Origin of the sequence: Escherichia sp. WS1118 (assembly GCF_046487695.1) — a bacterium.
GTDB classification, from domain to species: Bacteria; Pseudomonadota; Gammaproteobacteria; order Enterobacterales; family Enterobacteriaceae; genus Escherichia; species Escherichia coli.
Map to the genome: position 1 here is coordinate 35,044 of NZ_JBJQIZ010000021.1, position 17,059 is coordinate 52,102.

27 protein-coding genes and 6 pseudogenes are annotated in these 17,059 nt (G+C 49.8%); 4 read left to right on the forward strand and 29 right to left on the reverse strand.

Annotated features, from left to right (window positions below; genetic code table 11):
• Nucleotides 1-21: 21 nt before the first annotated feature.
• From traR to traM, 13 genes are all read right to left on the reverse strand, one after another.
• On the reverse strand, nucleotides 22-243 hold the full coding sequence (gene traR, locus ACJHYO_RS22675) for a conjugal transfer protein TraR (RefSeq protein ID WP_001278689.1): 222 nt from the start codon (nucleotides 241-243) through the stop codon (nucleotides 22-24).
• A gap of 134 nt (nucleotides 244-377) precedes the next feature.
• Nucleotides 378-893: a type IV conjugative transfer system lipoprotein TraV gene (gene traV / locus ACJHYO_RS22680; protein ID WP_000809838.1), complete on the reverse strand. Its 516-nt coding sequence runs from the start codon at nucleotides 891-893 to the stop codon at nucleotides 378-380.
• Nucleotides 890-1,141, reverse strand: a complete 252-nt coding sequence (gene trbG / locus ACJHYO_RS22685) for a conjugal transfer protein TrbG (RefSeq protein ID WP_001038342.1) — start codon at nucleotides 1,139-1,141, stop codon at nucleotides 890-892. The genes traV and trbG overlap by 4 nt, the downstream gene beginning before the upstream one ends.
• An 11-nt stretch (nucleotides 1,142-1,152) precedes the next feature.
• Nucleotides 1,153-1,350, reverse strand: coding sequence for a conjugal transfer protein TrbD (locus tag ACJHYO_RS22690; RefSeq protein WP_001324648.1), 198 nt, complete (start codon nucleotides 1,348-1,350; stop codon nucleotides 1,153-1,155).
• Nucleotides 1,337-1,927 (reverse strand): conjugal transfer pilus-stabilizing protein TraP, encoded by a 591-nt coding sequence (gene traP, locus ACJHYO_RS22695; RefSeq protein ID WP_001376242.1) that lies wholly within the window; start codon nucleotides 1,925-1,927, stop codon nucleotides 1,337-1,339. The genes ACJHYO_RS22690 and traP overlap by 14 nt, the downstream gene beginning before the upstream one ends.
• Nucleotides 1,917-3,344, reverse strand: a complete 1,428-nt coding sequence (gene traB / locus ACJHYO_RS22700) for an F-type conjugal transfer pilus assembly protein TraB (RefSeq protein WP_000146685.1) — start codon at nucleotides 3,342-3,344, stop codon at nucleotides 1,917-1,919. Before traB ends, traP begins: the two co-directional genes overlap by 11 nt.
• Nucleotides 3,344-4,072, reverse strand: coding sequence for a type-F conjugative transfer system secretin TraK (traK, locus tag ACJHYO_RS22705; RefSeq protein WP_001230787.1), 729 nt, complete (start codon nucleotides 4,070-4,072; stop codon nucleotides 3,344-3,346). Before traK ends, traB begins: the two co-directional genes overlap by 1 nt.
• Nucleotides 4,059-4,625 carry a type IV conjugative transfer system protein TraE gene (gene traE, locus ACJHYO_RS22710; protein ID WP_000399792.1) on the reverse strand — a complete coding sequence of 189 codons (567 nt, stop codon included), beginning with the start codon at nucleotides 4,623-4,625 and terminating at the stop codon, nucleotides 4,059-4,061. Before traE ends, traK begins: the two co-directional genes overlap by 14 nt.
• Before the next feature lie 21 nt (nucleotides 4,626-4,646).
• Complete coding sequence (traL, locus tag ACJHYO_RS22715) at nucleotides 4,647-4,958, reverse strand: type IV conjugative transfer system protein TraL (protein WP_000012106.1); 312 nt, start codon at nucleotides 4,956-4,958, stop codon at nucleotides 4,647-4,649.
• Between the two features lie 14 nt (nucleotides 4,959-4,972).
• Nucleotides 4,973-5,338, reverse strand: a complete 366-nt coding sequence (traA, locus tag ACJHYO_RS22720; RefSeq protein ID WP_000994779.1) for a type IV conjugative transfer system pilin TraA — start codon at nucleotides 5,336-5,338, stop codon at nucleotides 4,973-4,975.
• A 32-nt stretch (nucleotides 5,339-5,370) separates the two neighbouring features.
• Entirely contained in the window at nucleotides 5,371-5,766 is a 396-nt protein-coding gene (gene traY, locus ACJHYO_RS22725; protein WP_001309237.1) for a conjugal transfer relaxosome DNA-bindin protein TraY, read from the reverse strand.
• A gap of 98 nt (nucleotides 5,767-5,864) precedes the next feature.
• The gene (gene traJ / locus ACJHYO_RS22730; RefSeq protein ID WP_410232577.1) at nucleotides 5,865-6,554 is read right to left on the reverse strand and encodes a conjugal transfer transcriptional regulator TraJ; all 690 of its coding nucleotides are present in this window, start codon (nucleotides 6,552-6,554) and stop codon (nucleotides 5,865-5,867) included.
• 186 nt (nucleotides 6,555-6,740) lie between these two features.
• Complete coding sequence (traM, locus tag ACJHYO_RS22735; protein WP_001151524.1) at nucleotides 6,741-7,124, reverse strand: conjugal transfer relaxosome DNA-binding protein TraM; 384 nt, start codon at nucleotides 7,122-7,124, stop codon at nucleotides 6,741-6,743.
• A gap of 332 nt (nucleotides 7,125-7,456) precedes the next feature.
• On the opposite strand from traM, the gene ACJHYO_RS22740 reads away from it, so the two are divergent.
• Nucleotides 7,457-8,047 carry a transglycosylase SLT domain-containing protein gene (locus ACJHYO_RS22740; RefSeq protein ID WP_001376243.1) on the forward strand — a complete coding sequence of 197 codons (591 nt, stop codon included), beginning with the start codon at nucleotides 7,457-7,459 and terminating at the stop codon, nucleotides 8,045-8,047.
• Nucleotides 8,048-8,343: 296 nt separating this feature from the next.
• Here ACJHYO_RS22740 and ACJHYO_RS22745 read toward each other — a convergent pair whose 3' ends face one another.
• From ACJHYO_RS22745 to ACJHYO_RS22755, 3 genes are all read right to left on the reverse strand, one after another.
• Nucleotides 8,344-9,165, reverse strand: a complete 822-nt coding sequence (locus ACJHYO_RS22745; RefSeq protein ID WP_001234426.1) for a DUF932 domain-containing protein — start codon at nucleotides 9,163-9,165, stop codon at nucleotides 8,344-8,346.
• Nucleotides 9,166-9,282: 117 nt separating this feature from the next.
• Nucleotides 9,283-9,570 (reverse strand): hypothetical protein, encoded by a 288-nt coding sequence (locus ACJHYO_RS22750; protein ID WP_063121090.1) that lies wholly within the window; start codon nucleotides 9,568-9,570, stop codon nucleotides 9,283-9,285.
• A gap of 24 nt (nucleotides 9,571-9,594) precedes the next feature.
• Complete coding sequence (locus tag ACJHYO_RS22755) at nucleotides 9,595-9,801, reverse strand: hypothetical protein (protein ID WP_000547968.1); 207 nt, start codon at nucleotides 9,799-9,801, stop codon at nucleotides 9,595-9,597.
• A gap of 69 nt (nucleotides 9,802-9,870) precedes the next feature.
• Here ACJHYO_RS22755 and ACJHYO_RS22760 point away from each other — a divergent pair.
• Nucleotides 9,871-10,043 (forward strand): annotated as a pseudogene (locus ACJHYO_RS22760) (hypothetical protein); the annotation flags it as partial.
• On the opposite strand, the gene ACJHYO_RS22765 reads toward ACJHYO_RS22760, so the two are convergent.
• The 3 genes and pseudogenes from ACJHYO_RS22765 to mok form a co-directional block, all read right to left on the reverse strand.
• Nucleotides 10,041-10,271: a hypothetical protein gene (locus ACJHYO_RS22765; protein ID WP_071586998.1), complete on the reverse strand. Its 231-nt coding sequence runs from the start codon at nucleotides 10,269-10,271 to the stop codon at nucleotides 10,041-10,043. The pseudogene ACJHYO_RS22760 and the gene ACJHYO_RS22765 overlap by 3 nt on opposite strands.
• 219 nt (nucleotides 10,272-10,490) lie before the next feature.
• Nucleotides 10,491-10,616: a type I toxin-antitoxin system Hok family toxin gene (locus ACJHYO_RS22770; protein ID WP_001372321.1), complete on the reverse strand. Its 126-nt coding sequence runs from the start codon at nucleotides 10,614-10,616 to the stop codon at nucleotides 10,491-10,493.
• Nucleotides 10,558-10,707 (reverse strand): annotated as a pseudogene (gene mok / locus ACJHYO_RS22775) (plasmid maintenance protein Mok); the annotation flags it as partial. The gene ACJHYO_RS22770 and the pseudogene mok, both read right to left, overlap by 59 nt.
• Nucleotides 10,708-10,728: 21 nt before the next feature.
• On the opposite strand from mok, the gene ACJHYO_RS22780 reads away from it, so the two are divergent.
• Complete coding sequence (locus ACJHYO_RS22780; protein WP_001299721.1) at nucleotides 10,729-10,917, forward strand: hypothetical protein; 189 nt, start codon at nucleotides 10,729-10,731, stop codon at nucleotides 10,915-10,917.
• On the opposite strand, the pseudogene ACJHYO_RS22785 reads toward ACJHYO_RS22780, so the two are convergent.
• From ACJHYO_RS22785 to ACJHYO_RS22810, 6 genes and pseudogenes are all read right to left on the reverse strand, one after another.
• Nucleotides 10,886-11,648, reverse strand: a pseudogene (locus ACJHYO_RS22785) (plasmid SOS inhibition protein A). The gene ACJHYO_RS22780 and the pseudogene ACJHYO_RS22785 overlap by 32 nt on opposite strands.
• Nucleotides 11,645-12,079: a conjugation system SOS inhibitor PsiB gene (psiB, locus tag ACJHYO_RS22790; protein WP_000845936.1), complete on the reverse strand. Its 435-nt coding sequence runs from the start codon at nucleotides 12,077-12,079 to the stop codon at nucleotides 11,645-11,647. Before psiB ends, ACJHYO_RS22785 begins: the two are co-directional and overlap by 4 nt.
• 54 nt (nucleotides 12,080-12,133) lie before the next feature.
• Nucleotides 12,134-12,337: pseudogene (locus tag ACJHYO_RS22795) on the reverse strand (hypothetical protein); the annotation flags it as partial.
• A 21-nt stretch (nucleotides 12,338-12,358) separates the two neighbouring features.
• Nucleotides 12,359-12,592 (reverse strand): DUF905 family protein, encoded by a 234-nt coding sequence (locus ACJHYO_RS22800; RefSeq protein WP_000005987.1) that lies wholly within the window; start codon nucleotides 12,590-12,592, stop codon nucleotides 12,359-12,361.
• A gap of 67 nt (nucleotides 12,593-12,659) precedes the next feature.
• Nucleotides 12,660-13,199 carry a single-stranded DNA-binding protein gene (locus tag ACJHYO_RS22805; RefSeq protein ID WP_000290840.1) on the reverse strand — a complete coding sequence of 180 codons (540 nt, stop codon included), beginning with the start codon at nucleotides 13,197-13,199 and terminating at the stop codon, nucleotides 12,660-12,662.
• Nucleotides 13,200-13,224: 25 nt separating this feature from the next.
• Complete coding sequence (locus ACJHYO_RS22810; protein ID WP_000275856.1) at nucleotides 13,225-13,431, reverse strand: hypothetical protein; 207 nt, start codon at nucleotides 13,429-13,431, stop codon at nucleotides 13,225-13,227.
• A gap of 69 nt (nucleotides 13,432-13,500) precedes the next feature.
• Between ACJHYO_RS22810 and ACJHYO_RS22815 the strand changes: the two are divergent.
• A pseudogene (locus tag ACJHYO_RS22815) lies at nucleotides 13,501-13,581 on the forward strand (hypothetical protein); the annotation flags it as partial.
• A gap of 182 nt (nucleotides 13,582-13,763) precedes the next feature.
• Here the strand turns inward: ACJHYO_RS22815 and ACJHYO_RS22820 are convergent.
• The 4 genes and pseudogenes from ACJHYO_RS22820 to ACJHYO_RS22835 all read right to left on the reverse strand — a co-directional run.
• A pseudogene (locus tag ACJHYO_RS22820) lies at nucleotides 13,764-13,933 on the reverse strand (hypothetical protein); the annotation flags it as partial.
• A gap of 593 nt (nucleotides 13,934-14,526) precedes the next feature.
• Nucleotides 14,527-15,498 carry a ParB/RepB/Spo0J family plasmid partition protein gene (locus ACJHYO_RS22825; protein ID WP_000817028.1) on the reverse strand — a complete coding sequence of 324 codons (972 nt, stop codon included), beginning with the start codon at nucleotides 15,496-15,498 and terminating at the stop codon, nucleotides 14,527-14,529.
• Entirely contained in the window at nucleotides 15,498-16,664 is a 1,167-nt protein-coding gene (gene sopA, locus ACJHYO_RS22830; RefSeq protein WP_001238646.1) for a plasmid-partitioning protein SopA, read from the reverse strand. The genes ACJHYO_RS22825 and sopA overlap by 1 nt, the downstream gene beginning before the upstream one ends.
• 299 nt (nucleotides 16,665-16,963) lie before the next feature.
• On the reverse strand, nucleotides 16,964-17,059 hold a 96-nt coding region (locus ACJHYO_RS22835; protein WP_000851394.1), incomplete at its 5' end, for an IS1 family transposase.

The window sequence follows — 17,059 nt, forward strand, 5'->3', positions numbered from 1 at the left end:
TCACTATGTTCTGCGACTGACTTATGCATAATGTTTTCTCTGTCTTTCCTGATACGCCTGACATTCAACGCACAACGTCACACCGGGAAATATTTTCCGCCGGGCTTCCGGAATAGGATTTCCGCATGCTTCACAGAGATAAACAGGAATACCATGAGCATTTATTTTCTGGCGTATCCGGTTTATTCCTGTCATGGTCAGTTGTTCTGTCACTGAATATGCTTCATCGGCTTCATCACTCACGGAATATTCCTCCCGACATGTTCTGACACGCTACCGCCCATCCCTTTTCACGCACAGGGCACTCGTTTTACAGGCAGATTTTGAATACAGAAAGCCCGCCGGCATTGCCGGCTGATATACAACTTCAGGGCCAGTTAATTAATACGTGGTTTTCCCCACGCAGACGGTTTAATAACAAAAAACACGCTGGATGGCTGATGATAAACATCCTGGTTATCAATATAAGGCGCTATCCATAATGCTGCCGTCTGCTCACCCGTTCTTAGCGGACGAGGAGGTGTTACCGGCGTAACTGAACTGACCGGAACAACCGTTTTCACTTCCCGGGCAGCGGTAAACAGCGGGCGAGGTGCCAGCAGTTTCTGCTCCGGATGTGCTGTCACCGCAGGTCTGCTGCCGGACGGAGTGGTCGCGGTGACGGTCTGCACCGGCATTGTCCGGAAGTTCCCTTCAGCCAGGCGCGGCAGTGATGCCGCAACCGGCTTTGCTTCTGAGGACTGCTCCAGTTTTTTGGCCTTCTCATTGGCCTGCTCCATCGTCATACAGGTATCGGATGTGGTGGCGTTACACTCAAATTCCGTACTGGTTCCGGCACAGCCGGAAAGTAATAAGGTCCCCAGCAGAGGAATAAAGAAAGAAATCTGTTTCATTGTCCCTCACCTTTCTCATCGCAGTTCACAAAATCCTTCTTCAAATCCCTGACCGTACAGGTTTTTACAATGTCAGGATTTTCAAAAACCGTACTCCGTGATGATTTATAAACATATGCCACAATGCGTTTCCCACCCGCATCAGGTTCTGGTGCACTGACTTCACATAACGGAGGTGTTATTCCGGACTCATACAGCACCGGATAATTTATTTTTTTGACGCTGCCATCAGAAACCAGCTTATTCATCGAAGGGTTCCTTATATTTCTGAATTCTTCATCACACCGACAGCAGTCATATTAAAATTGTCCGGCAATGACTCAGAACCGAATTTCTCCGGTGCAGGAAGTACGATTCTTGTGGCGCAGTTACTGAGAACAGCATGCATAAAATCATCTGACACGGTTTTACCCGGCACAGAGAGGGCTGTAATAACATTAATATTACGCATGTTCATTTTTATCTCCGTTGTTTCTGTTTGTTCTGTCATCAGGAAGATAAACAGGGCATTTCCTGATTTTTCCCGGCAGGGAAGCGTCTTCCGTATAAACTTCCTTCAGATGTTCATCTGCGGTTACCACCCGGATACATTTCATTTTTCCGGGTCGCACCGGATATTTCCCGGTGATCGCTGCCAGCGAGACATACATCAGTGCCAGTGTTGCCCATAATGCGGTGACCAGTTGCATCAGTGACCGGTCAGTCTCCCTGACATAATCTGCAGCATCAGCCGCGCGGTAATGGCAGATATCCTGTATTTCTGATCTGCCTGAAGAATCAGAGGAAGAAAACCAGCATTCACTGACCGGGAACTGTCCGGCAGGTGCTGTTTGTCTTACGAAGTTAATCTCCTTAACCAGTAATTTCCCCGGCGTGGTGTTGTCCTTCCATAAAACAAACAGAGCCATCAGGGCCATTGTGGCCAGTGGCAGAATGACGGTGTACTTCAGACACCAGAACAGTCCTCGCAGAACCCGGGCGACAACATACCGGGCGGCATGGCCCGCCTGACGGGACGACGTATTATTTGCCATCATTGCCCCCTCCCTGACTGCCGGACATAAACTGCTGCGGATTCAGGTTGCCCAGCTGCTTCAGCATCTGGTCAGTATTAAAGCCGTTAAGATGACTTTCAGCTGATGGCGGAACAGGAACCGGACTTTCCGGATTGTCTTCTTCCGCTCTGCTCTGCGTGCGTTCCAGCGCCATCTCTTCCACGGTTTTCAGCTGGAAGCCGTCCTGGAACACCACGGTCACTTCGTTGCCCGCACCAATCGGTATCACCGGGTGATACTGTTCGGCACGTTTGATGTAGTAGTCACTGAGCGTCTGTGCGGCTTTCGATGCGCCGCCACCGATACCCATTTTAAGGACATCGCCGGCCCCGTAAGCAGCAGTGGCACCCAGCCCGACAGCCGGCTGGGAGGCGCGCTCCATTCCCTGACCGATACCGTCAACAAATCCCGCGCCCCATGCCCAGCCGAGGATTTTGCCGTTACGCATCACCACTTCGCCCTTGATACCGTTTTTACCCCGGAAGCTGACATGCCCCTTAATCGGCATATCAATAGTTTTGCCGTCCTTCAGGCAGCTGATATTGCGGGTACGTACAATGGCACGCTCACTGGACACATCCCCCCAGGCTTCCAGACCAACAAAACATCCCGTTGCGTCATACGTCTTGCTGTTCGGCATTTCCACCAGGCCGGTGATACGCAGCTGCATCGGCACCGTGGATTCATTACCGGTGACAGAGGCATTGGCATCCGCCCCTTCAATCAGCATGGCTTTCGCAAAACTTCCTGACGGAATGTACGGCAGTGATGGTCCCTGTTTTCCCTCATTACGGGTAAACACCTTACGCTGTATCCGGTTAGGCACCGGCACAGACTGGTACGTCACCTGTGGTGGTGGCGTGACACCATTCCCGGGATAAAACGCCGTCGGCGGTGGAACAGCAACGCTGCCCTGCGGCGGGAAGGATACGGGGGTGTTTCCTGGCTGTGGTTCGCCTTCCGGGCCGGGCGGTGAGGCAGGCATCTGCGGTACAGGCTCACCGGTCGCCGTGACGGGATTAGCACCCAGGGCTTTTACCTGCTCTGCCAGGGCGGCATTGTCCTGTCCCAACTTTTCAATACGACGCTGGTCATCACCGCGCTGTTTGTTCAGAACATCCAGCTCACGACGGATTTCCTCATACTGCTTCTGCATCTGCGCTGCCGTCACCTGCATCTCGGTGGTGGCATGCTGACGCACCTTGTCATCAAAGGTCGTATCCACCACACCGGTCATATCCGGCACAGGCTCCTGTTCAGCCACGGTTTCACCGTTACCGGACATGTCCACATCAGACAGATACAGTGCCCCACCAATCGCGGAGGCTGTACCGACAACCACAATCCCCAGCCACAGGTACTGCTTGCGTTTCACAATGGTATTGATACTGGCCATCAGTTGCCCTCCCCGTCACGGATGACATACACATCCATGCGCGCACCTGCCAGTAACTGGCTGGCAGGCTGGCTGAACATCACGGCACGGGTTCCCGGCTGCCAGAAGTCACTTTCCCGGATATTCAGGGCAGACAGCGTTTTATTTTCCACGGCAAAGCGGACCATCTTCAGGTGATTCCCCGTCCATACGGCATCTGCCACTGAAGACAGCCCCGCCGGGGCCTGCAGGGTTTCCTTTGTCACTGGGACCTGATACCAGCCTGCGGGTAATTTTCCGCCACGGACGGCCTGGCTGATGGTCACAAGCAGGGATTCGTAAGGCGTGGACGTTTCCCACGCACCGGCTTCTTCTCCGGTTCCGCGCAGGTCACTGACCAGCTGAATGGTACGCCCCGCGCCTTCACGGGGAACGGCCTGAATGGAAAGATTCAGACCACGTTCTGTTTCCAGAATGAACGTAAAGGGCTTTTTGTTGACGGTGGCAACCACCACACCGCCGGAGGCGGTCTGCTCATTATTGGTCAGGGCACCATCCAGACTGTTCACGGCGATAATCCGGTCACCGGGAACGGTAAACAGATTCGGGCTGGTATTGCTGATGGCAATACTGGCCTGACCACCGTTCACCATTGGCACCACGGTGGGGGCCAGCGTACCGTTTGCGGCCATCACGCTGCAGGAAAAAAACAGGCTGCCGAATATTATTGCCGTATTATTTTTTCTCATCGTCTGTTTCCCCGAAATTATCCAGCCAGGTCACCCCGTTTTCCCGCTTCAGAATAAGGATGTAATGTTTGATATCAGTGAAAGGTTTTGAATCACCAATCCAGGTTTTAAGCACACCTCGAATTTCCACACGGCCATACTGAGGCCAGACACGAACACTGGTCTGGAAAAAGGCTGAGTTCACGTTATCGTTTTTAATACGCTTCGCTTCTTCAGCCAGAATAACTTTCATCTGGTTCTGTGCGCCCGGGCGGATATATTGCAGAAGCGCCTGATGTGAGGCATCGACGGTTTCTGATGAAACATTCAGACGGAGGGCAATAAATGACAGCGCCATCTGCTGTAAATAAGAGGCGTCGGCACTGTTCTGTGACACGGCAAAGGGGGCATTAAATGCCATTGGCGTCACGGCAGTGCGTTGCTCATTCTGAAGACGGTAGTTATTCACCCCCTGAATGACGTTAACAGAGAGGCTGAGAACAATAAGCACTGACATAAATATAAAGGCGATGGCCATTACACGACTGGTACTTAAACGGGCACCGTGTTCCATATAACAATCCTGGTATCAGTTCTATTTAATCCACTGCCGGAAACACGAATCGGGAACATTATGAAAAATACCGCGCAGCAGGGCTGTTGGCATATACCAGTAAATCAGGTCACGTAACCAGGAACTGCCCCGCCCTTTTTTCAGTTTTTTAATCCCGAAATAAACCAGAACCGCTGCACCAATACCGAACAGATATTTCGATGTTGTGATACCCCAGCCAATACAGATTGCTGCGGGGATCAGTTCATCCAGTGGCAGGCCAAACCAGCGGCTCTGGTTGGTCAGTGTTTCCGGGAAACGATATTTCTTAAGTTTATTCTCGTCTCCCGACATCGTTTTATTTCCTGTCAGAGGCCAACGACGGCCATACCCACAGCAATAAATACAGAGATGATGGCAAAACCGGCCAGGAACTTGACGTTTTTGGTCATCATGTACATGACAGCACCGACCAGAACTTCAGCCAGAACAACCCATTTAACAACACTGGAGTCCTTACCGAAGGTCGCCTTAACCGTGGTGTTACCGCTTGCCATCAGGTCCTGACCACTGCTGCCGGCGGCCATCGCCAGCTGCGGGAAGAACATCATCAGAACAGCAGCCGGGATCACTGCGCGAGCCAGGCGAAGCATATTCAGACGAGTGAATTTAGAAAAAAACGACTTCTTTTTGACGGGCGCAGAAGCACCCTGAACACTTAAAACAGCATTCATAAGTTACCTCAATTTCGGATAAATGAATAAAACTAGAGTGTATTAAATGTTATATCTTCCTCTTTATCTGCCTCCCTGAATATCTCCGAGTTATAAAAATCAGGAAACTTGATCAAATGATCAATAACTCTGTCTGCAGCCTCATCTGTTTTACACCATCCACTACGATTTTTGGCTGCAATAAGTAGCTGGTTAGTTTCATCATCCAGACGCATTGTCAGATACTTAACCAGCGACTTACCATAGATATTCCCTGCCCTGTTAAACTTTGGATAGCGGTGAAGATGATCTTTAAGTCTTATTACTGCCTCAAACGATCGACTTCTTCCGCTTCTGTTACTTGCCTCAATTAATAGACTTTCCACATCTACAGGTAATTTTAGTTTTACCATCTTACCTGTTGCAGAACGTGTACCAAATCTTTTCAATAACACCTCCCGCTGTTTATCTTCTGGTTACCACTTATGTTTACAGAATAATCAGAAAAGGTAAATAGACGGAAAGTCTATATTTTATTAACACCTTATTAACGCGTATTTATGATACACATAGCCTTCTCGTATAAATAATAAATAAACTTTTTATTGTAGAGTAAGATAATTAACTCATCTTTATTAGAAACAGAGAAGTAGTCGCATATCAGAGATGCGTGTTTCTTTGATGTGGAGATGGATATATTTAATATTCTTGCTATAGCATTATGACTGATTCCGGTGCTATATAAGTAAAAGACATCATTTACATATGATGATACAGAAGAATCATCACTCATTCTTCTGATTATATTTATGATATCATCACTGACAATCGTTTTTTGATTATAACTGTCTTTATGACGAACATGAGCAGCATCATAAAATTGCCACAGAATAATATTTCTGTGTCCATTAAGAAATGACTGGACAGATATTGTCCAGAATCTGTTCTGAATAAAAACATCCTCTACAAGATTAAGATGCGTATGCTCATTCCTGTATGCTTCCATCTCTGTGACAGAGATCAATTCACAAAAATCTCTCTGCGACAGAAGCCATTTTTCAGCACTTTGATCTTGTGTAAGAAATGACTCATGAAACAGCGTATTGCAAAAAATAAATTTTCCAGTTTCGTCCCTGATACAGGCTGGATTTGGATAATCCTGAATAACTGCCGTCAGATTTTCCAGCAGATCTATTTGACGAGCATGTTTTTGTTGAATACGATCCATCGGATACATAGGAACCTCCTCACAAAGGATTCTATGGACAGTCGATGCAGGGAGGAGAGAACTCCCTGCATCGGCGATTTTCAAATTCAAATTTTAACGTGGCATTAACCACGTAATTAATATACTAATTATCTTTCGTACTGTCACCTTTTTAAATCATAAAAACTCTGATATTTGAACGAAGTCAAATTTCTTTTATTCATCATCATTTTTTGGAAAAAATCGTTCCATCTCAGATGATACCTTCTCCCTGATATCTTCAACCATATTGGCATATTCAAACTTTGGATTTCCGGAGACATGAGGACTGAGAGACTCAATACCCAAAATTTTCGCTACTGATGATTGTGTTTTTACAACGCATTCAAGAAGCAATTTATTAAACTCAGTCTGATTAAATGCAGACTCTTTACGCTCCATCTGAGCCTCATGTACACGAAGCCCCAGTTCAAGAAGCATTGAAGCTGTTGCTGAAAAACTGACATCTTTTTCCCTTGCCCCTTCCTGTCGACGCTTCTCAATAATCGCATTTATTTTTTCATAGGCATCATTGCTGATATACAGGTTCACCTTAGCCATTAGAGATTACCTTTTTTGAACATAAAATAAAGTTAATTTCGAAACACTAAAATTCATAATGCAAACAGGGACGCACCGCTAGCAGCGCCCCTAGCGGTATCCTATAAAAAAACACACCGCGCCGCTAGCAGCACCCCTAATATAAAATAATGTTTTTTATAAAAATAGTCAGTACCACCCCTACAAAGCGGTGTCGGCGCGTTGTTGTAGCCGCGCCGACACCGCTTTTTTAAATATCATAAAGAGAGTAAGAGAAACTAATTTTTCATAACTCTCTATTTATAAAGAAAAATCAGCAAAAACTTGTTTTTGCGTGGGGTGTGGTGCTTTTGGTGGTGAGAACCACCAACCTGTTGAGCCTTTTTGTGGAGTGGGTTAAATTATTTACGGATAAAGTCACCAGAGGTGGAAAAATGAAAAAATGGATGTTAGCCATCTGCCTGATGTTTATAAATGAGATCTGCCAGGCCACTGATTGCTTTGATCTTGCAGGCCGGGATTACAAAATAGATCCTGATTTACTGAGAGCAATATCATGGCAAGAATCCCGTTACCGGGTTAATGCCATCGGTATTAATCCGGTAACGGGATATGGCAGCGGACTGATGCAGGTAGATTCCCAGCATTTTAACGAACTGGCCCGCTACGGAATTAAGCCAGAACATCTGACAACAGATCCCTGCATGAACATTTATACCGGTGCTTATTATCTGGCAATAGCATTTAAAAAATGGGGCGTCACCTGGGAGGCCGTTGGTGCATACAATGCCGGATTCAGGAAAACCGAACGCCAGAACCAGAGACGTCTTGCCTACGCATCAGATGTTTACCGGATTTATACTGGGATAAAAAGCAGTAAAGGTATCCGGCTTCCGGCCACGAAGAAATCACTTCCGGAAATTAACAGCGTGCAGAACAATTAATCTTACAGACATTGTCAGATACCGGTTATGCCGCAAAAGCGGCATGGAAGGCCACACACAAAAATATCATATGAGTGACAATACTGACTGGCCGAAGCCCCGCGAAGCGGGAACCCATCTTATATATACCCGGTAACTGTGCAGCCTCCTGCCAGACCATTTTTCGCGGGCACAATATTTACAGACAACCGGAAATCCGGTTGATGAAATTGAGGTATATCAGACGACACAGCAATGCCGAAAAATGATAATATAAGTAAAGCCCCGAAAATTTTTTCGGGGCTTTACTTATATTATCATGACTTCCACTTTCTGAACTGTTCGGCAATCACCCATAACGCCTTGTTGATTCTTATATCACCATCAATACCTGTAATGGCTCTTGTCCTGGTATTTTTCCCGGAGGCACTTCGCCCCGATAATCCACCTTTTATCATATTCTCCTGAACCCGCTGCCAGGTTGTCCAGAGATCGTTCTGTTTGTCTTCCCGACGACGGGGAGTAATTATCTGTTCAGGTGTCACTGGCGTTTTATTTTCATCTTCATACCTGACCATCAGTGCAGCTCTGCCAAATAAATGTTGCTCGTCACTGTTAAGATGAATTTCTTTCATCGCCTCCATATTATCAGTGACCTTATCAAAGACACCGAGCACTTCATACGCTCCCTCGATAACCTGCCCGACAATATCACCTTTATGTGGAACGCGGATTTCGCCAAAATTATTTCCGCACACCAGGCCATTTGTGCAGACAAAACGAAAAATTCCGGGGATCATCTGATAACTGGATGAACCATCATGTGAATTAAGCAGGATAATTTCAGGAACTTCCTGTCCGTTAATATGCCCTTCCCTGCGAAGACGTAACATATGTTTACTGTATTCGCGACGTCCCAAATCACGAATCCGACTCTGACAGGCAAAGAATGGCTGGAAACCTTCATCACGTAACTTATTGATGATATTGATTGTTGGAATATACGTATAACGTTCACTCCGGGACTCATGTTTATCACCGGAAAATACCGAAGGCACGAACTGCATTAATTCATCATCCGTTAAAGGACGTTCACGGCGGATGGAATTATACCGACCAAAACGGGAAGCTAATCGCATAACAGCTACTCCTTTATGAAAGAATAAATTTAATAAAAAATTTTTCCGCTTAATATCATCCCCCCGATCTCCATTAACAAGATTGCAACAATCAGGAGGGATATTCATCACATCCGGTCAGCAGATCGCCCGGATATCGAGGCCGGCACGCTTAATCTGACGCAGGAACTGTTTGAAGTGATCGGCTTCCGCAATGTTGATATGGCGGAACTGCTTATCCACACCCTGACTGAGCGCGTAGCTATAACTGAAGGCCATCTTTTCCGGGTGTCTTTTGCGATATTTTTTCAGCTCAGTCAGGCTGCTGAATTCCAGGACGTCCCACTCTTCCCCGGTGTTTTTTTTCTTCCCGGCAACAAGAAGCGTGTACGACGCGGTGTTAACGTGGATATTTCGGGTACTCATCCTGCTTTCTCCTCTCTCTGGTTTTCAGCCCCCATCATCTGTTGAGTTTCGGGAGCCGCGGTTTTGACGTTTTGCGGGGACCTGCCTTTTGTTCCCTCCGGTATTCACCATCACCTGTTTGAGAACCTTCGCCGCATGGGGCATCACTGCCACGGCCGGAAACGACTGTCCGGGGGCAGACCGCAAAAGTTTTTGCCTGCTTCTGGGCAAAAAGTTTTGCGGGATGTGCATTTCACCCCTGGACTGGCGGAGACGGTTGTGGCTGTCTATGCCCCCGGCGACAGGGGCTTAAACTGGTGAATGGCACCGGACACAACAACGGGCAGGGACCCGCCGCAACGACGTGAAGCGCGGTTTGCGAAACGGCGTTGCGCCTTACATCCCGGCGCCTTTTGCCGGGATGCCGGGAGCGCAGGTCACGGCGCGACAGAGGCGGCGCGACCGGAACGGTCGCTGCAAGCCAGGGGTTTTCACGCATCGGACCGTAGCGACAGCCCGAAACCGCGCCAGCGGGTTCGGCGGAGACTGGCAGGTGCGCCAGCAGCTGCCTGTCGGAGTCGGGCCTGACGACCGGATGCCGCCAGGCAGCCGGGAGCCGAAGGTACGCCCGGCAGACAGGACAACACTGCAGTAGTCAGAATCAGAGCAGGAAGAAAAAGAGAATAATCACAGGGAAGGTGATGTGATTTCTGACAGGCCATAACCAGAGAAGGCGGGGGAAAAGAACGGGCGCCGCAGGCGCGCGTTCATCCCCGTTCCTGAAGGGAAACGACCTTCCTGAAGTCAGGTTGTTCATGCCCGTACAACATCAGCAAGGAGAAAGGGGCTACCGGCGAACCAGCAGCCCCTTTATAAAGGCGCTTCAGTAGTCAGACCAGCATCAGTCCTGAAAAGGCGGGCCTGCGCCCGCCTCCAGGTTGCTACTTACCGGATTCGTAAGCCATGAAAGCCGCCACCTCCCTGTGTCCGTCTCTGTAACGAATCTCGCACAGCGATTTTCGTGTCAGATAAGTGAATATCAACAGTGTGAGACACACGATCAACACACACCAGACAAGGGAACTTCGTGGTAGTTTCATGGCCTTCTTCTCCTTGCGCAAAGCGCGGTAAGAGGCTATCCTGATGTGGACTAGACATAGGGATGCCTCGTGGTGGTTAATGAAAATTAACTTACTACGGGGCTATCTTCTTTCTGCCACACAACACGGCAACAAACCACCTTCACGTCATGAGGCAGAAAGCCTCAAGCGCCGGGCACATCATAGCCCATATACCTGCACGCTGACCACACTCACTTTCCCTGAAAATAATCCGCTCATTCAGACCGTTCACGGGAAATCCGTGTGATTGTTGCCGCATCACGCTGCCTCCCGGAGTTTGTTCGGCACCATCCACCGCTCCATCTCACGAACAGCATGACCGACCACCCTTGCCGCCATACCAGCCTCTGCGATGACCTGCCAGAATGGCATATCCTGCCACTGCCAGCGTTCCATTCCGGCCAGTGACGGAAAACGCTCGCCCCACTGCCAGAACAGGGTTTCCAGGTCATGCTCTGCCACCCGGTCACTCCAGCGTGCATACCAGCTTCCGACTGTTTCCGGCGAATGGAATGCCAGTTCGATTTCAGCCTGAGCGACCAGCGCCTGGTACGCACGGGCTTTCTGCTCTGCCTCCCTCGCCTGCTGGCGGCTGTACTTCTGCATGACCAGCGCGGATTTATGGCGACTGCGTTCCCTGACACGAAACCGCACCGACGGGAACAAGCGTTCTGCTGCATCGCCTGGAAGGGGAAGGAGGCAAACCTCGCCCTGTGTTTCAATCAGCACATCGATGGCATACAGCCACTGAAGACGGTTGCCGTGCAGTTCTTCTGCGGTCAGGGACGGCATGAAAAATCGCAGGTCAGACAGCGATATCCTGCGGCTTCCGTTCAGACAGCGGAAAAACGCCCCCGCATACGGATATTCAGCCAGCGTGTTACCCTGATGGCGGCGTTTTTCGGTCTCCGCCACCGCCCGCCATGCGGCCTGTTGCTCTGTGCTGAGAGGAACCAGTGCCTGTGAACGTGCGCTCATGCCTGACTTCCTTCCGCCATCAGGATATGGATGATGTCACTGACGCTGTACCCCTGCGCGTCCAGTGACGCCGCCAGTGCCAGTGAATGGCTGACAGCTTCCGGTGCAAACCGCCGCTGTACCTGAACCACCGCAAACGGCTCACCACCGGCATTCACCAGAACCAGCACCCAGACCTGAGAGACATCGCCCGGTGAACATAACGCCAGGTGAAAACGTTCGTGGGCAGGCGTGAAACGGACCTGGACGGGGAAAAAGCCGCCAAACTCGCTGCCGTACTCGCCGTTCATCGTCCAGTTATCCGGCGCATCCAGCTCCCGCATCACGGCGTGAGTCAGCTCACGGCGTTCATCACTTCCGGCAGCCCGGATATCTTCATATTCCTGTGTGTTCATGGTCTGTAATACATTCAGGGTCAGTTCAGTTTTCATCACGGTATCTCCCTTGCTGCCGCCCCGTCTCCGGCGGGGCGGTGTGGTTGTTCATCAGGCGGCATCAGCCAGGTTATCGGTGCGTTCAGTGGCATCCGTCTGTGGGCGTGGTGCACACATCCAGCCTGGAACCCAGCGGTTGTCTTTCATATGGTGCTCTGCATGTTCAGCCGCATCACCTTTCTTCATCTTCTCCGCGTCCCGTGCGGCACCGGACAGCCCTGCCTTATTCAGGGCTGCGATAATCTGCGGCGGACGTTCGCGCGTCGGGCACCTCTCTTACTTAAGAATCCCGAAATCCCTGATGACATGGTTCATCCAGTACCCGGCACCGTCCTCAAAATTCCAGGTACGCCAGACTATTGCACCGTTATTACGGACAACCAGGCGAAACTGTTCGCCGTGGTCATCCTCGATAAAGACGTTCCGGTACTGTGCGGCAACAGCTTCGGCATGTTTGCGGGTAAAAGGACCGTCAGGCAGCCCCTGAAGTATTCTGAAATATTCGCTCATCCTCATCTCTCCGGTGATGCCCCGCACAGAACGGGGCGGGGCGGGGCGGTTATCACAGTCAGCCCGATCAGAACGGGATATCGTCTGAAAACCCGTAATCGTCACCCTCCGGCGGTTGCGGCTGAGGCTCCGGCTGCGCGGCCTTACGTCCACGGCCTTTCGTTTTTGCGCCACCTTTTTTCGTACCGGCCTCCGCCTGTGGTTCCGGCTGAGGCTGACCGCTGAACTGTTGCCCCTCTTCCGGCTGAGTCTGAGCACCTGCGGCACGTCCCAGCATCTGCATGGTGCCCGTGGTCTTAACAAGAATTTCGGTGACGTAACGGGTGATACCGTTATCCTCCCAGCTACGGGTGCGAAGCTGACCTTCGATGTAGACCTGCGCGCCCTTGCGCAGATATTCGCCAGCCACTTCCGCGAGCTTGCCGAACAGCACCACGCGATGCCATTCTGTCTGCTCCCGCATCTCCCCTGTCTGTTTGTCACGCCAGGTTTCCGACGTGGCGACCTGCAGGTTTGCCACTGCGCCCCCGTTGGGGATGTAACGGACTTCCGGATCTTTTCCCAGGCGTCCCACGAGAATGACCTTGTTAATGCCACGAACTGCCATGATGTGCCTCCTTCTGTTGATGTTTTCAGCCCCCATCATCTTTTGAGTTTCGGGAGCCGCGGTTTTGACGTTTTGCGGGGACCTGCCTTTTGTTCCCTCCGGTATTCACCATCACCTTTTTGAGAACCTTCGCCGCAAGGGGCATCACTGCCACGGCCGGAAACGACTGTCCGGGGGCAGACCGCAAAAGTTTTTGCCTGCTTCTGGGCAAAAAGTTTTGCGGGATGTACATTTCACCCCTGGACTGGCGGAGACGGTTGTGGCTGTATCAGCCCCCGGCGACAGGGGCTTAAACAGGTGAATGGCACCGGACAGAACAACGGGCAGGGACCCGCCGCAACGACGTGAAGCGCGGTTTGCGAAACGGCGTTGCCCCTTGCATCAACGCCAGCCCGGCTAAGATGGAGGCACGGCACAGCCCGCACACGACTCGACGTCCACATAACTGAACCCCCACAAGGCCATGCTCCGCATGGCCGGGTAAAGCGGAGCCGGCGGCGACTTCCTTTGTGCTCTGTCCGGGGACCGGCAGGAAAAAGGCGGGGATTTTCCCCGCCATCGTCATCATTTCCGGATTTTTGCCAGGGCATCCGCCATGCTGCGGATTTCATCCCGTGCCTCCAAGAAAACTCCCGCAGAATATAGCGGTCAAACAAGCGGCGGGGCGGTTCACCCGGTATACGCAGCACATCACAGACCAAGCCACTGGCCAAGATATGTTCCACACACTCACTGGCAGGCATTAATGGAATCGTAGTCTCACGCTGATAATCAGATCGACAATACAAGTGAGACCGTGGTCCCAGACTGATTAGCAGACCAACAATACGAGTGGGACCGCGGTCCCAGACTGATTATCAGACTAACAATATGAGTGGGACCGTGGTCGCAGACCGATAATCAGACCAACAATATGAGTGGGACCGTGGTCCCAGACTGATTAGCAGACCGACAATATGAGTGGGACCGTGGTCCCAGACTGATTAGCAGACCGACAATATGAGTGGGACCGTGGTCCCAGACTGATTAGCAGACCAACAATACGAGTGGGACCGCGGTCCCAGACTGATTAGCAGACTAACAATATGAGTGGGCCCGTGGTCCCAGACCGATAATCAGACCGACAATATGAGTGGGACCGTGGTCCCAGACTGATTATCAGACCGACAATATGAGTGGGACCGTGGTCCCAGACTGATTATCAGACCGACAATACAACTGGGACCGTGGTCCCAGATATAATATTCAGGCCAGTTAGTTATGTTTTCTAGCCTGTGCTAAAGGAAATTAAGTAAAGACAGATAAATGTAGACTAAAACGTGCCGCATCAAAGTGCCGCTTTTTCAAGTTCCTTAAGAATGGCTTCAATTCTCTCTATACACTCAGTTGGAATACGAGATCTATCTAGGTTTAACACCATTTTATCGCCCTTGTACAACACTGTCGCTCCAGGAGCAAACTGATGTCGTGAGCTTAAGCTAGTTCTTGAGGCAGATGACGTTTTAAGCACAGACGTTAAAAGAGTGATGACTTCTTCAGCTTCAAATATCACTCCTGCTTTTTTCTGCTCGTGAAGGTTAGATGCCTGCTGCTTAAGTAATTCTTCTTTATCTGTAAAAGCTCTTTGAAGTGCATCACCTGACCGGGCAGATAGTTCACCGGGATGAGAAAAAAGAGCAACAACTGATTTAGGCAGTTTAGCTGTGTTGATACAGCGGGTAATAATCTTACGTGAAATATTTTCTGCATCAGCCAGCGCAGAAATATTTCCAGCAAATTCATTCTGCAATCGGCTTGCATAACGCTGACCACGTTCATAAGCACTTGTTGGCCTATAATCGTTACCCAATCTGGACAATGCAGCCATCTGCTCATCATCCAGCTCACCAACCAGAACTCGATAATCACTTTCTGTAAGTGCAGCAGCTTTACGACGGCGGCTCCCATCGGCAATTTCTATGACCCCAGACACTCTTCGACCGAATGCTGGTGTCTGCTGACCTGTCAGTAGAAAAGAAGGGATAAGATCATCCAGGGCGTCTTCGGTAAGCAGTTCCTGGTCACGTTCATTACCTGACCATACCCGAGAGGTCTTCTCAACACTATCTCCCCGGAGCACCTCAAGGGTAAATTTCACGTCCCTACCACATACAGGCAAAGTAATAGCATTGCCACGAGCCATAGCTCCTACGCGCGCAATTAACGAATCCACCATCGGTGCAGCTGGTGCCGATGACGGAGTATCTTCAAGCGGTTGAGTCTTAATCGTATGTTTTGGAATGACAGGCGCACGCTTCATTATCTAATCTCCCAGCGTGGTTTAATCAAACGATCGAAAATTTCATTGCAGACAGGTTCCCAAATAGAAAGGGCATTTCTCCAGGCACCTGTTGAAGAGCGTTGATCAATAGCCTGTTCAAAAACAGTTCTCATCCGGATCTGACCTTTACCAACTTCATCCGTTTCACGCACAACATTTTTTAGGACCATGCTTCCCCAGGCGTCCCGAATTTGCTCCTCCATCCACGGGGACTGAGAACCATTACTATTACTGTATTTGGTAAGCAAAATACGTACATCAGGCTCGAATCCTTTAAGATCTACGTTTTTGAGCAGATCACGAAGCATATCGAAAAACTGCAGAGCGGAAGTGTAGTCGAACAACTCAGCAGGCGTGGGGACAATCAACACATCAGCAGCACATACAACATTAATCGTGCCGATACCTAGGTTAGGCGCGCTGTCAATGACAATGACATCATAGTCATGAGCGACGGTTTCAATGGCCAGTCGGAGCATCAGGTGTGGATCGGTGGGCAATTTACCTTCATCAAATTTGCCCATTAGCTCAGTTTCAATGCGGTGCAGAGCCAAACAGGAAGGAATAATGTCAAGCCCAGGCCAGCAAGTAGGCTTTATTGCATAAGTGACATCGTCCTTTTCCCCAAGATAGAAGGGAAGGAGAGTATCCTCTGCATGAATATGAAGATCTGGCACCCAGCCGTGATACATCGATGCTGTTCCCTGGGGGTCGTTACCTTCCACGAGCAGAACACGTAATCCCTTCAGAGCCAGATCCTGAGCAAGATGAACAGAAACAGAGGTTTTGTAAACGCCCCCTTTATGAGCAGCAACTCCAATCACCGGCGGAAATACGTCTTCAGCACGTCGTAGTCTCGTACCAAACACGTCACGCATATGATTAATTTGTTCAATTGTATAACCAACACGTTGCTCAACCCGTCCTCGTATTTCCATATCCGGGTGCGGTAGCCGGCCTGCTTTCTCGGCATCCCTGATAGCCTGAGAAGATACTCCAACTAAATCCGCTGCTTCACCTATTCTCCAGCGTCGGGTGATTTTCCTCGCTTCCGGGCTGTCATCATTAAACTGTGCAATGGCGATAGCCTTCGTCATTTCATGACCAGCGTTTATGCACTGGTTAAGTGTTTCCATGAGTCTCATTCTGAACATCCTTTAATCATTGCTTTGCATATTTTCATTTAATCTTGCATTTTATTGCAAAGCAACAACAAAATTGCAAAGTAGTCAAAAAACCGCAAAGTTGTTTAAAATGAGAGCAACACATCAAAAAAGGAAACAGGAAGAGCACATACCTCAGTCAATAATTATCACTAGTACTCGTAGCCGTCGTGTAACCGAGCGTAGCGAGCTAACTGGCGAGGACGCGCGCTAACTGTTCACACTCAGTATCCCTAGCACCAAAATAACTATCTGATGGTCAAGGCGGTAATGACTCCAACTTATTGATAGTGTTTTATGTTCAGATAATGCCCGATGACTTTGTCATGCAGCTCCACCGATTTTGAGAACGACAGCGACTTCCGTCCCAGCCGTGC

Bases quoted from the DNA above. Each gene is read 5' to 3' on its own strand.
- traV (WP_000809838.1), bottom strand. From the start codon at position 893: ATGAAACAGATTTCTTTCTTTATTCCTCTGCTGGGGACCTTATTACTT.
- trbG (WP_001038342.1), bottom strand. From the start codon at position 1,141: ATGAATAAGCTGGTTTCTGATGGCAGCGTCAAAAAAATAAATTATCCG.
- ACJHYO_RS22690 (WP_001324648.1), bottom strand. From the start codon at position 1,350: ATGAACATGCGTAATATTAATGTTATTACAGCCCTCTCTGTGCCGGGT.
- traP (WP_001376242.1), bottom strand. From the start codon at position 1,927: ATGGCAAATAATACGTCGTCCCGTCAGGCGGGCCATGCCGCCCGGTAT.
- traB (WP_000146685.1), bottom strand. From the start codon at position 3,344: ATGGCCAGTATCAATACCATTGTGAAACGCAAGCAGTACCTGTGGCTG.
- traK (WP_001230787.1), bottom strand. From the start codon at position 4,072: ATGAGAAAAAATAATACGGCAATAATATTCGGCAGCCTGTTTTTTTCC.
- traE (WP_000399792.1), bottom strand. From the start codon at position 4,625: ATGGAACACGGTGCCCGTTTAAGTACCAGTCGTGTAATGGCCATCGCC.
- traL (WP_000012106.1), bottom strand. From the start codon at position 4,958: ATGTCGGGAGACGAGAATAAACTTAAGAAATATCGTTTCCCGGAAACA.
- traA (WP_000994779.1), bottom strand. From the start codon at position 5,338: ATGAATGCTGTTTTAAGTGTTCAGGGTGCTTCTGCGCCCGTCAAAAAG.
- traJ (WP_410232577.1), bottom strand. From the start codon at position 6,554: ATGTATCCGATGGATCGTATTCAACAAAAACATGCTCGTCAAATAGAT.
- traM (WP_001151524.1), bottom strand. From the start codon at position 7,124: ATGGCTAAGGTGAACCTGTATATCAGCAATGATGCCTATGAAAAAATA.
- ACJHYO_RS22745 (WP_001234426.1), bottom strand. From the start codon at position 9,165: ATGCGATTAGCTTCCCGTTTTGGTCGGTATAATTCCATCCGCCGTGAA.
- ACJHYO_RS22750 (WP_063121090.1), bottom strand. From the start codon at position 9,570: ATGAGTACCCGAAATATCCACGTTAACACCGCGTCGTACACGCTTCTT.
- ACJHYO_RS22755 (WP_000547968.1), bottom strand. From the start codon at position 9,801: ATGCACATCCCGCAAAACTTTTTGCCCAGAAGCAGGCAAAAACTTTTG.
- ACJHYO_RS22765 (WP_071586998.1), bottom strand. From the start codon at position 10,271: ATGGCCTGTCAGAAATCACATCACCTTCCCTGTGATTATTCTCTTTTT.
- ACJHYO_RS22780 (WP_001299721.1), top strand. From the start codon at position 10,729: ATGAAAATTAACTTACTACGGGGCTATCTTCTTTCTGCCACACAACAC.
- psiB (WP_000845936.1), bottom strand. From the start codon at position 12,079: ATGAAAACTGAACTGACCCTGAATGTATTACAGACCATGAACACACAG.
- ACJHYO_RS22800 (WP_000005987.1), bottom strand. From the start codon at position 12,592: ATGAGCGAATATTTCAGAATACTTCAGGGGCTGCCTGACGGTCCTTTT.
- ACJHYO_RS22805 (WP_000290840.1), bottom strand. From the start codon at position 13,199: ATGGCAGTTCGTGGCATTAACAAGGTCATTCTCGTGGGACGCCTGGGA.
- ACJHYO_RS22810 (WP_000275856.1), bottom strand. From the start codon at position 13,431: ATGTACATCCCGCAAAACTTTTTGCCCAGAAGCAGGCAAAAACTTTTG.
- ACJHYO_RS22825 (WP_000817028.1), bottom strand. From the start codon at position 15,498: ATGAAGCGTGCGCCTGTCATTCCAAAACATACGATTAAGACTCAACCG.
- sopA (WP_001238646.1), bottom strand. From the start codon at position 16,664: ATGAGACTCATGGAAACACTTAACCAGTGCATAAACGCTGGTCATGAA.